A 9,417-nucleotide genomic window follows, 5' to 3' on the forward strand; every position below is an offset into this window, starting at 1 on the left:
CGTCCGGTCAGGCCGGTTCGCGGGTCAGGATCAGCGAAGCGTTCTGGCCGCCGAAGCCGAATGAGTTCGACATCACCGCGGTTACGCGCGCATCGCGCGCCTTGTTGCCGACGACGTCGAACAGGATCGTGGGATCCGGATTGTCGTAGTTGATCGTCGGCGGAATGCGCTGATGCTCGAGCGTGAGCAGCGAGAAGATCGCCTCGACCGCGCCGGCGGCCGAGATGGTATGGCCGACCATCGACTTGTTGGAGGTGACCGGAATCTTCTGCGCGAGCTCGCCGAACACGGCCGACGTCGTGTTGAACTCCATCTTGTCGTTCTCGGGCGTCGCGGTGCCGTGCGCGTTGATGTGGTCGATCTGATCCGGCGTCATGCCGGCATCGGCCAGCGTCTTGTTCATGCAGCCGATGATCGGCTTGCCGTCGGGCGAGGAGCGGGTGCGGTGGAAGGAATCGGTGAGCTCGCCGCAGCCGGCGATCACGCCGAGAATTTTTGCGCCGCGCGCGGTGGCGGCTTCATAGCTCTCCAACACCAGCGCGCCGGCGCCTTCCGCCATGACAAAACCGTCGCGGTTCTTGGAGAAGGGACGGGAGGCCGCCTGCGGCGGATCGTTCTGGGTCGACAGCGCCGAGAGCAGCGAGAAGCGCACCAGCGCTTCCGGGTTCACGGTGCCGTCGGTCGCGACGCAGAGCGCTGCGTCCGTCTCGCCGCGGCGGATCGCCTCGACGCCGAGCTGGATCGAGGTGGCTCCGGACGCGCACGCCGTCGACAGCGAGATCGGCGAGCCCTTGGTGCCGAAGGTCTCGGCAAGATAGGCGGCAACCGAGCCGAACATGAAGCGATGATGATAGGCGCTAAACTTGCCGCCGCCGGAGATGCGGAGCAGATCGTCATAGGTGATGTCTTGCTGGCCGACGGCGCGACCGAGCTCGCGACGCTGCGGCCATTCAACCTCGACCGGCGCCACCGCGAGGAAAAGCGGACCCGGGAAATCGGCCTTGGCGCCGATGCCGGCCTGCTCCAGCGCTTCCTGCGTCACCAGCTCGGCCATCCGCTCGGACAGAGCGGTGGAAGAGAACGGATCGGCGCTGACGAAATCGACCGTGCCGGCCATCGTGGTCTTGAGGCCGTCGATCGGAAAACGCGTGATGGTGCGGATACCGGATTCGCCGGCGACGAGCTTTGCCCAATTGTCGGATTTGCCGGCGCCGAGCGAGGTCATGATGCCCATGCCGGTGACGACGACGACGGGACGCCCGAGTTTGTCGCGTGGTGCAGTCATGTCGATCCCCGCTTGAGCTGATTAAACCGCCTCGACCAGCGCCATGCCTTCGCCGCGCCAGTGTCCGGCTCCCACCACCACGATCTGGGTGGGCGCGCCCTGCATTTCAATCTCGGTCCCCGTGGAATCATTCGGCGGGAACAGCGCGCCGCGCGAGATCGACAATGCGGCGAGGGCAATGCCGAGCGGGAATTGCGTTTCCATGGCGTGGCCGAACACCGTGCCGGTCGAGCGCACCGGAAAGTCGGCATGGTTCTTCAGGAAGTCACGCTCGTCCGAGGTCGCAGGCTCCGCCCCGGTCGCGCCGGTGATGATCGCGCCCTTGCCCTCGCGCCTGGGCAGCTTGGCCCACAGCTTCTCGAGCGTCGCGGTCATGTCGCCAGGCTGCTTGCGCTTGGCGAGGTCGGCGACGACGCTCGACAGCTTGGCGAACGGCTTGGCGCCGCGCGCTTCCGCATGCGCCTTCGACTCCAGCACCAGGAAGGCGCCGGCCGAGCCGAGCGCGAAGCCGGGATGGTCCTTGCGCGCCCACACGGGCGCGAACTTGTCCTTCAGGTTGAAATCGCCGAATTCGTAGAGGACGAGCAAGTCCTTGCGCTCGCCGTTGTGCGATCCGCCGACCAGCGCGATGTCGCTCTCGCCCGAGGCGATGCGCGCGAGCGCGATGCGGGCGGCATCGGCGCCGGCGACCTCTTCGCCCATGAAGGTGCGCGAGGTGCCGCCGAGACCGTGCACGATGGCGATGTTGCCGGCAAGCAGGTTGGAGAGCTGGGCCAGGAACAGCGTCGGCCGGAGATCGCTCATCAGCCGTTCGTTGAGGAAGCCCGGCGCGTTGGCGCCCTTGGCCTCGGCGGTGAGAATGCCGCTGTCGACGTTGATGTCGCGCTCGCCGCCGCCCGCGGCGACCACCATGTCGATCTTCGACAGGATGTCCTTGTTGCCTTTGATGCCGGCGGAATCGAGCGCAAGACCGGCGGCATAGGTGCCGATGCGCTGCCAGGCTTCCATCTGGCGCTGGTCGCCCTTCTTCGGGATCTGGCTGTCGAAGGATACCGGCATCAAGGGATGCACGATGTAGGGCGCAAAGCCCTTCTCGTCGACATTGATGCGCTTCTCGGAAAGCGCGGCCCAGTTGGCGTCGAGGCCCTCGCCGAGCGAGGTGGCGAGCCCAATGCCGGTGATCCAGACCTCGGTCTGGCCCGGCTTCAAAGCAGGAGTGTCAGTCATGACGATACGGCCTGTTGCGGAAAGCCGACGCGCTCGGCGACCTTCGCCATGTATCCGCGCATATCCGCATTGGGGAAGGGAATCAGCGTGAAGGTCAGCGCCGAATTGGCGCGCAGCTTGCCGCCGACCCGGATCTTGGCCTCGGTCATGGCATAGCCGGAGCCTTCATGGGTGAGGCTCGCCTCGATGCTCATGAGGTCGCCGGGGAAGACCGAGCCGCGGACCTTGGCCTCCTTCACGGCGGCCAGGATCGGCATGCGTTCGAATCTGAACACGCCGAGTTGAAGCCAGCCCGAGGCCTGCGCCATCGATTCGATCAGGAGCACGCCGGGCATCAACGGATAACCCGGGAAGTGCCCCTCGAAGATGGTGCTTTCCTGCGGGACCTGCGCTTCGACGACGATCGTCTTCTCGTCGACCTTGAGGTCGACGATGCGATCGATCATGTGGAAGTATTCGAGTTGCATGACTGCGCCCTTAGGCGCTCGCGCCCTTGGCCGCAACCAGTTCGTCGATGCGGGCGCACAGGTTCTTCAGCACGAAATATTGCTCGGTGGTCGCCTTGCCGTCGTTGACCTCCTGAGTCCACTTCTCCAGCGGCAGCTTGATGCCGAACTGCTTGTCGATCGCGAAGGCGATATCGAGGAAATCGAGGCTGTCGATGCCGAGGTCATCGATGGCATGGCTATCCGGCGTGATCGTGTCGCGCGGGATGTCGCAGGTTTCAGCGATGATCGTGGCGACCTGATCGAATGTAGAGGACATCACTAAGCCTTTGATATATTGTAGGTATTTGTCAGATTGTCCAGAGTGGCACGGTGGCTGGGCATCGCGCCCCTGATGACGCCCTCAAACCCCCCTCTGGCCGGTCGAAAGCCCGTATATCGGAGCGCCGCCTTGAGTTCAATGGAGCCGGGCAGGCCTCCGGGGACAGCATCGGACGTGGCTGGGGATGCCGGCTGGGTCCGTCCGCCGCGAGGTCCGTGCCGGGCCGGTCCCTAAATATGCGGCGTTGTGATCTTGACGCAGTCGCGGCGACCCATCAGCACGCAATCCTGGGTCCGGCGCAGGTCGGCGATGCTGACCGCGAGCCAGATCCCGATCGCCGTCAGCGCGATGGTGAAGGCGAGTGCTGCGATGTTGGCAAGCATGCGCTGCCGGTAATTGTCGGGCTCGGCACGCGGCTGCTCGTAGCGCGACAGGTCCAGCCGTTCGGGCGTGCCACGGAGCGGTTGCACGGAGCCATTGCCGCGCTGGACCCTTGGAGAAGGCGGGGTGCGCGGCCTGAACTGGAGCACCCGGTGCTCCTCATCAGAGCTTATGGGCCGCTGATTGTTCATGGGGCGGGGATCACTCCGAAGCAGCGATCTAGATAGCATAGGTGAGGCACGCGTTGCAGTAAATCTTTGCAATGCCAGGATGCATTTGTGCGTTCGTACTATTTTGCGCATGGACCGGTGTGCCGCGATCCAGCAACGGGCCATCGTGTCGTCGCGAGCGTTGCGCTGCAACGCGGGCATAGCGACAGCCATTGAGGACGTCTTTTTTACCGGCCGGCATCGACTTGTGATCTGCGCGTCTTCCGAACGGATTTTGCCACCGCGGGACCCGTGGCATAGTCGCGGGAACCCGAACCGTTCGTTGCTGCCAGGGGCCTTCGATCATGACCACGACCAACGCGCGCGAGCCGAGAGTGCATCCGGTTCCGATCCTGTCGCTCCGGCCGACGCAGATGACGGTCGGCATGCGCGAGGTCAAGGAGAAGCGCAGGCGCTGGCGCGAGCACGGCAAGAAGAAGCAGGCGGATCTGCTCGGCAAGCACATGATCCCCGTCGTTTACGGTCCCGACGCGCGCTACTACGTGATCGATCATCATCACCTCGGCCGCGCACTGCACGATGAAGGCGTCAAGGAGGTGCTGGTGACCGTCGTCGGCGATCTCGGGATGGTGGAGCGCGAGGCGTTCTGGGGCGTCATGGACAACAAGCGCTGGGTCTATCCTTACGACGCCAAGGGCGAGCGGCGCTCGTTCCGCGACCTGCCGAAATCCGTCGCTGACCTCAAGGACGATCCGTTCCGCAGTCTTGCCGGCGAATTGCGCCGCATGGGCGGCTTCGCCAAGGACACCACGCCGTTCTCCGAATTCCTGTGGGCCGATTTCCTGCGCCGGCAGGTCTCGCGCAAGGCGGTGGAGGCCGATTTCGATAATGCGCTCGAGAAGGCGATGGCCGCGGCCAGAAGCAAGAATGCGATCTATCTGCCCGGCTGGTGCGGCCCGGCGGACGACGACTGAGGGTATTCACGTCAGTCGCGCTGGAAGATCCTGGCGCCGGGATAGGCGCGGCGGGCGTAAGTTACCACCAGCGCGCGGTCCTGGGTGTCCAGGAACGGCGTTCGGATCTGGCTCGATCCGACGATGAGGTGCCACAGGCCATTGAGCTTCTGGATCACGATCTTCATTTGCGTAGTCCTCAATGACTCCCATTCCGGCGAATGTTGCCGCCGCAGTGCCTAGGATAGCGCTCGCGGGTATCAAATTCCCAATACGGCCGGCGCTGCAAAACACGTCCACCCTTGTTAGTTGGTTACGGAATGTGCCGAGATAAGCCGGATCTCATCACAGCCGCTTGAGCGAAATCAATTTCCGCGCCCACGAAACCGTCCTGAAACAGAGCGGTCCCATCTCTATGGAGTAGTCGAGCTCACACAGGAGGCGAACATGCGCCGTCTGGCTTTCGTACTTGCCTTGCTCGCGGTCGCTTCGGCGGGAATCTCTGCATCCTTTGCCGCAGTCCACCACGCCAAGTCGTTGACGTTCGCGGAGCGCTTTGCTCCGGCGCTCGAGCTGATGGCAAAGCGCTAGCTGCATACGTCTCGCAGCCGTGAGCGATGCACCGGCTGTTCGCTGTTGGGCGGACATCACGTCGCAGTCGCCGACCGATGATGGCCGGGTCAGGCTTGACCTGTCGCAAACTTGCCTCGCCCTGACCGGCTAAGGTCTGCCTGCATGGTTGCAGAGACAGCGTTGCGCCCCGATGCCGAGGGCCCGGGCTCCAAGTCATGCAGATCTTGTCATGCAGATCTTGGAGGCACGGCCATGAGCGTCATCTTTCGCATCCTCTTTGTCCTCGCCGGCGCGATCACGGCGCTGTTCGTCGCGCGCGACGCGCTGAACTTCACCATCATCCAGACCTTCGTCGCCGTCCTGCTCGCCACCGCAATCGTCGGTGCCGGCAGCTTCTGGAGCCTGCGGCGGAAACCGTGAGCGAGGTGCAACGCGGAGGTGCGGCCGGTCTGAGTGAGACCGAGGCGCGGGCGAGGCTCGCGGCAGACGGCCCCAACGAACTGCCTCGGCCGGAACGACGCAGTCCGCTGCGTATCGTGGTGGAAGTGCTGCGCGAGCCGATGCTGCTGCTGCTGCTCTGCGGCGGGCTGATCTACCTCGTGCTCGGCGATCTCAAGGAGGCGGTGATCCTGCTGGCCTTCGGGGCGATGTCCATCGTGATCACGGTGGTGCAGGAAACCCGGACCGAGCGCGTGCTGGAAGCCTTGCGCGACCTGACCAGCCCGCGGGCGCTGGTGGTGCGTGACGGTGCGCGCCGGCGAATTGCCGGCCGCGAGGTCGTGCAGGGCGACCTTCTCGTCCTCGGTGAAGGCGATCGCGTTCCCGCCGACGCCGCGCTCGTCGAAGCGCGGGACCTGCAGATCGACGAGTCCCTGCTGACCGGCGAGTCGGTGCCCGTCCGCAAGAAGACCGCCGACAAGGTCACGGCGGCCGCTCACCGGCCCGGCGGCGAGGATCAGCCGTTCGTGTATTCCGGCTCGCTCGTCGTGCGCGGCGAGGGGTTGGCGCTGGTCGAGGCCACCGGGCCGCGCAGCGAGATCGGGAAGATCGGGCTGTCGCTTCGCGGCCTGCAGGCCGAGCCGCCGCGGCTTCAGCAACAGACCGCAAGGCTGGTGCGGCTCTGCTTCCTCGGCGGCACCATCATCAGCCTGGCCGCGATTGTGCTCTACGGCGTCTCGCGCGGCGACTGGCTGCAGGCGCTGCTGGCAGGCGTCGCCATCGGTATGTCGATGCTTCCGGAAGAATTCGGCGTCGTGCTCACGGTGTTCATGGCAATGGGTGCGTGGCGGATTTCGCAAGCCCGCGTCCTGACGCGGCGCGCCGCCGCCATCGAGGTCCTCGGCTCAGCAACAGTCCTGTGCACCGACAAGACCGGAACGCTGACGCAGAATCAGATGTCGGTCGCCGAGCTGCGCCTGCTGGACGGCGCGCGCCTGCGCGCGGAGGCGTCCGGACCGGATCAGGTCGGGCGCGAATTCGCAGAGCTGGCGCGCTGCGGGGCACTGGCAAGCTCTCCGGAGCCGTTCGATCCGATGGAGAAGGCGCTGCATTCGTTCGCGCGTGGTGTCCTGCGGGACGGCGACGCGATGGATGGCGAGCGGACGCTGGTGCGCACCTATGGTCTGCGCCCCGAGCTGCTGGCCATGACCCAGGTTTGGCGGACAGCCGGAGGGGCGGACCTCGTCGCATGCGCCAAGGGCGCGCCGGAAGCGATTGCGCGCCTGTGCAGGCTGAACGAGGCCGATCGGGAGGCCGTGCAAGCTGCCATCGGGGCAATGGCGAAGGACGGGCTTCGCGTGCTGGGGGTGGCGGTTGCCGCGTGCGATGACGCTGCACTGCCGGAATCCCAGGAGGCTTTCGTCTTTCGCTTCGTTGGCCTGGTAGGGTTTGCCGATCCCTTGCGGCCTCATGTTCCGGAGGCGGTTCGCGAATGTCGTTCGGCCGGCATCCGCGTCGTCATGATCACGGGCGACTATCCGGCGACCGCCATGGCGATCGCCGGGCAGGCCGGGCTCGACGTCGATAAGGTTGCGACCGGGGAGCAGGTCAAGCTCGCTGATGACAATGAGCTCGAGGCACTCGTCAGCAAGGTGAACGTCTTCGCGCGGGTTCTGCCGGAGCAGAAGCTGCGGATCGTCCAGGCGCTGAAGCGCAGCGGCGAGATCGTCGCGATGACCGGTGACGGCGTCAACGACGCGCCGTCGCTGAAGGCCGCCCATATCGGAATCGCGATGGGTGGCCGCGGCACCGACGTCGCTCGCGAGGCATCCTCGATCGTCCTGCTCGACGATGACTTCAGCTCCATCGTCGCATCCATCCGCCTCGGTCGCCGGATCTACGACAATCTGCGCAAGGCCATGGCCTTCATCTTTGCCGTCCACGTGCCGATCGCGGGTCTTGCGCTGCTTCCCCTGCTGTTCGGGCTGCCGCTGGTGCTCGGCCCGGTGCACATCGCCTTTCTGGAGCTGATCATCGATCCCGTCTGCTCGCTGGTGTTCGAGGCCGAGCGGGAGGAGCGCGACGTCATGAAGCGTCCGCCGCGGCGTGCCGATGCGGAGCTGTTCTCGTGGCCCCTGATCGCCTGGAGCGTTCTGCAGGGCGCGATGGCCTTCGCCTTGATCGCCGTGATCTTCGTCGCAGCGCTTCGTTCAGGCCTTCCGCCCGAGGAGGCGCGCACCCTCGCATTCATTGCGCTCGTCGTCTGCGTCCTCGCGCTGGTGCTGGTCAATCGATCCTTCAGCGCATCGTTCTTGTCCGCCTTCTTCCGTCCGAACGCGGCATTGCTCTGGATCTTCCTCTTGATTGCGCTCGTTCTCGCCACAGCCTTGTTCTGGCCGCCGGCCTCCGGCCTGTTTCGCTTCGGTCCGCTACATGTTGACGATCTGATGATCACACTCGGCGCCGGACTATTGGTGCTCACGGCGCTCGAACTGCTGAAGCCGTTTTGGGGCCGACGGTTGCGATTCTAATCGCTCTCCCGCTGACCCGAGCTCGGCGAGGTCTCCGTCCGCTGAGGATCTTCCTTGCCGCCAAGCATGCGATGCAGCCGGCGCTCGAGGCGGCGGCCAATCGTCAGCAGCACGAAGGCCAGCGCCAGGGCGACGACGACGATCTTCCATTGTCCGGCGCCGCAGACGATGCCGAGGCAGGCGGCAAGGAAAGTGCAGGCGGCGCTGGTGAGGCCTCGAACGCGAAACCCGGTGCTTTGGTGCACGATGACGCCGGCGCCGAGAAAGCCGATGCCGGTGAGGATGCCCTGGATGACACGGCTGGCGGCGTCGACGACCCTGGCCGGTTCGGCGAGCTGCAATGCGAGCAGAACCACGCTCGCGGTGGAGAGCCCGACGATGCCGAGCGTCTTCAGCCCGATCGGCTTGCCGTGCAGGTCGCGGTTGAGCCCGATCGCGCCGCCGGCGAGCGTCGCTGTGCCAAGGCGCAGCAGGATTTCTGGCCAATCGAGCTCGGTCATGGCGCCTCGATCATGTCTTCGGCAGGCGCCCCATCAGATAGAACTCCTCGTTCGGCCGCATGCCCGTGAAATTCGCCAGCCGGTTCGACAGCGCGAAGAAGGCGGAGATCGCGGCGATGTCCCAGATGTCGTCGTCGCTGAAGCCGTGCGGCGCGAGCGCTACGAAATCATCCTCGGAAATCCGCTGCGCGTCTGCCGAGACCTTCATGGCGAAATCGAGCATCGCCTTCTGCCGCGGCGTGATATCGGCCTTGCGGTAGTTGATCGCGACCTGGTCGGCGATCACAGGGTTCTTGGCGCGGATGCGCAGGATCGCGCCATGGGCGATCACGCAATATTGGCACTGGTTGGCCGCCGACGTCGCCACCACGATCATCTCGCGCTCGGCCTTGGTGAGGCCGCCGTCCTTCTCCATCAGCGCGTCGTGATAGGCGAAGAAGGCGCGGAACTCGTCGGGGCGATAGGCCAGCGTCAGGAACACGTTCGGGACGAAGCCGCTCTTCTCCTGCACGGCAAGGAGGCGCTTACGGATGTCGTCGGGCAGGGTGTCGAGGGCGGGGGCGGGAAAGCGTTGCGCGGCGGTCTTTGTCA

Annotated in this window: 12 protein-coding genes; 4 read left to right on the forward strand and 8 right to left on the reverse strand. The window is 65.3% G+C overall.

Going from position 1 to position 9,417, the window contains the following annotated elements:
• Positions 1 to 7: 7 nt before the first annotated feature.
• The 5 genes from I6F28_RS31545 to I6F28_RS31565 form a co-directional block, all read right to left on the reverse strand.
• The gene (locus I6F28_RS31545; protein ID WP_036001392.1) at positions 8 to 1,285 is read right to left on the reverse strand and encodes a beta-ketoacyl-ACP synthase; all 1,278 of its coding nucleotides are present in this window, start codon (positions 1,283 to 1,285) and stop codon (positions 8 to 10) included.
• Positions 1,286 to 1,306: 21 nt separating this feature from the next.
• Positions 1,307 to 2,512, reverse strand: coding sequence for a beta-ketoacyl-ACP synthase (locus tag I6F28_RS31550; protein WP_036001390.1), 1,206 nt, complete (start codon positions 2,510 to 2,512; stop codon positions 1,307 to 1,309).
• Entirely contained in the window at positions 2,509 to 2,979 is a 471-nt protein-coding gene (locus I6F28_RS31555; RefSeq protein WP_036001387.1) for a 3-hydroxyacyl-ACP dehydratase FabZ family protein, read from the reverse strand. The genes I6F28_RS31550 and I6F28_RS31555 overlap by 4 nt, the downstream gene beginning before the upstream one ends.
• A gap of 10 nt (positions 2,980 to 2,989) precedes the next feature.
• A complete protein-coding gene (locus I6F28_RS31560; protein ID WP_007592476.1) occupies positions 2,990 to 3,277 on the reverse strand; it encodes an acyl carrier protein in 288 nt (95 codons plus the stop codon).
• Positions 3,278 to 3,510: 233 nt separating this feature from the next.
• On the reverse strand, positions 3,511 to 3,852 hold the full coding sequence (locus I6F28_RS31565; RefSeq protein ID WP_036001385.1) for a hypothetical protein: 342 nt from the start codon (positions 3,850 to 3,852) through the stop codon (positions 3,511 to 3,513).
• 323 nt (positions 3,853 to 4,175) lie between these two features.
• On the opposite strand from I6F28_RS31565, the gene I6F28_RS31570 reads away from it, so the two are divergent.
• Positions 4,176 to 4,805, forward strand: coding sequence for a ParB-like protein (locus tag I6F28_RS31570; protein ID WP_225142789.1), 630 nt, complete (start codon positions 4,176 to 4,178; stop codon positions 4,803 to 4,805).
• Between the two features lie 11 nt (positions 4,806 to 4,816).
• Here I6F28_RS31570 and I6F28_RS31575 read toward each other — a convergent pair whose 3' ends face one another.
• Entirely contained in the window at positions 4,817 to 4,972 is a 156-nt protein-coding gene (locus I6F28_RS31575) for a hypothetical protein (RefSeq protein WP_165637160.1), read from the reverse strand.
• Between the two features lie 259 nt (positions 4,973 to 5,231).
• Here I6F28_RS31575 and I6F28_RS31580 point away from each other — a divergent pair, with 259 nt between their 5' ends.
• The 3 genes from I6F28_RS31580 to I6F28_RS31590 all read left to right on the forward strand — a co-directional run bounded on the left by I6F28_RS31580 (position 5,232) and on the right by I6F28_RS31590 (position 8,326).
• Positions 5,232 to 5,375 (forward strand): hypothetical protein, encoded by a 144-nt coding sequence (locus I6F28_RS31580; protein ID WP_225142791.1) that lies wholly within the window; start codon positions 5,232 to 5,234, stop codon positions 5,373 to 5,375.
• A gap of 234 nt (positions 5,376 to 5,609) precedes the next feature.
• Positions 5,610 to 5,777, forward strand: coding sequence for a hypothetical protein (locus tag I6F28_RS31585; protein ID WP_167361653.1), 168 nt, complete (start codon positions 5,610 to 5,612; stop codon positions 5,775 to 5,777).
• On the forward strand, positions 5,774 to 8,326 hold the full coding sequence (locus I6F28_RS31590) for a cation-translocating P-type ATPase (protein ID WP_225142793.1): 2,553 nt from the start codon (positions 5,774 to 5,776) through the stop codon (positions 8,324 to 8,326). Before I6F28_RS31585 ends, I6F28_RS31590 begins: the two co-directional genes overlap by 4 nt.
• Here I6F28_RS31590 and I6F28_RS31595 read toward each other — a convergent pair.
• Positions 8,323 to 8,826, reverse strand: a complete 504-nt coding sequence (locus I6F28_RS31595; protein WP_036001373.1) for an MgtC/SapB family protein — start codon at positions 8,824 to 8,826, stop codon at positions 8,323 to 8,325. The two genes, I6F28_RS31590 and I6F28_RS31595, sit on opposite strands and share 4 nt — an antisense overlap.
• A gap of 10 nt (positions 8,827 to 8,836) precedes the next feature.
• Positions 8,837 to 9,417, reverse strand: a 581-nt coding sequence (locus I6F28_RS31600; protein WP_225142795.1) for a peroxidase-related enzyme, incomplete at its 5' end; no start/stop codon positions are given.

The organism is Bradyrhizobium sp. NBAIM14 (assembly GCF_020193895.1).
GTDB lineage: Bacteria > Pseudomonadota > Alphaproteobacteria > Rhizobiales > Xanthobacteraceae > Bradyrhizobium > Bradyrhizobium yuanmingense.

Coding starts and splice junctions, on each gene's coding strand:
- I6F28_RS31545 (WP_036001392.1), bottom strand. CDS start 1,285: ATGACTGCACCACGCGACAAACTCGGGCGTCCCGTCGTCGTCGTCACC.
- I6F28_RS31550 (WP_036001390.1), bottom strand. CDS start 2,512: ATGACTGACACTCCTGCTTTGAAGCCGGGCCAGACCGAGGTCTGGATC.
- I6F28_RS31555 (WP_036001387.1), bottom strand. CDS start 2,979: ATGCAACTCGAATACTTCCACATGATCGATCGCATCGTCGACCTCAAG.
- I6F28_RS31560 (WP_007592476.1), bottom strand. CDS start 3,277: ATGTCCTCTACATTCGATCAGGTCGCCACGATCATCGCTGAAACCTGC.
- I6F28_RS31565 (WP_036001385.1), bottom strand. CDS start 3,852: ATGAACAATCAGCGGCCCATAAGCTCTGATGAGGAGCACCGGGTGCTC.
- I6F28_RS31570 (WP_225142789.1), top strand. CDS start 4,176: ATGACCACGACCAACGCGCGCGAGCCGAGAGTGCATCCGGTTCCGATC.
- I6F28_RS31575 (WP_165637160.1), bottom strand. CDS start 4,972: ATGAAGATCGTGATCCAGAAGCTCAATGGCCTGTGGCACCTCATCGTC.
- I6F28_RS31580 (WP_225142791.1), top strand. CDS start 5,232: ATGCGCCGTCTGGCTTTCGTACTTGCCTTGCTCGCGGTCGCTTCGGCG.
- I6F28_RS31585 (WP_167361653.1), top strand. CDS start 5,610: ATGAGCGTCATCTTTCGCATCCTCTTTGTCCTCGCCGGCGCGATCACG.
- I6F28_RS31595 (WP_036001373.1), bottom strand. CDS start 8,826: ATGACCGAGCTCGATTGGCCAGAAATCCTGCTGCGCCTTGGCACAGCG.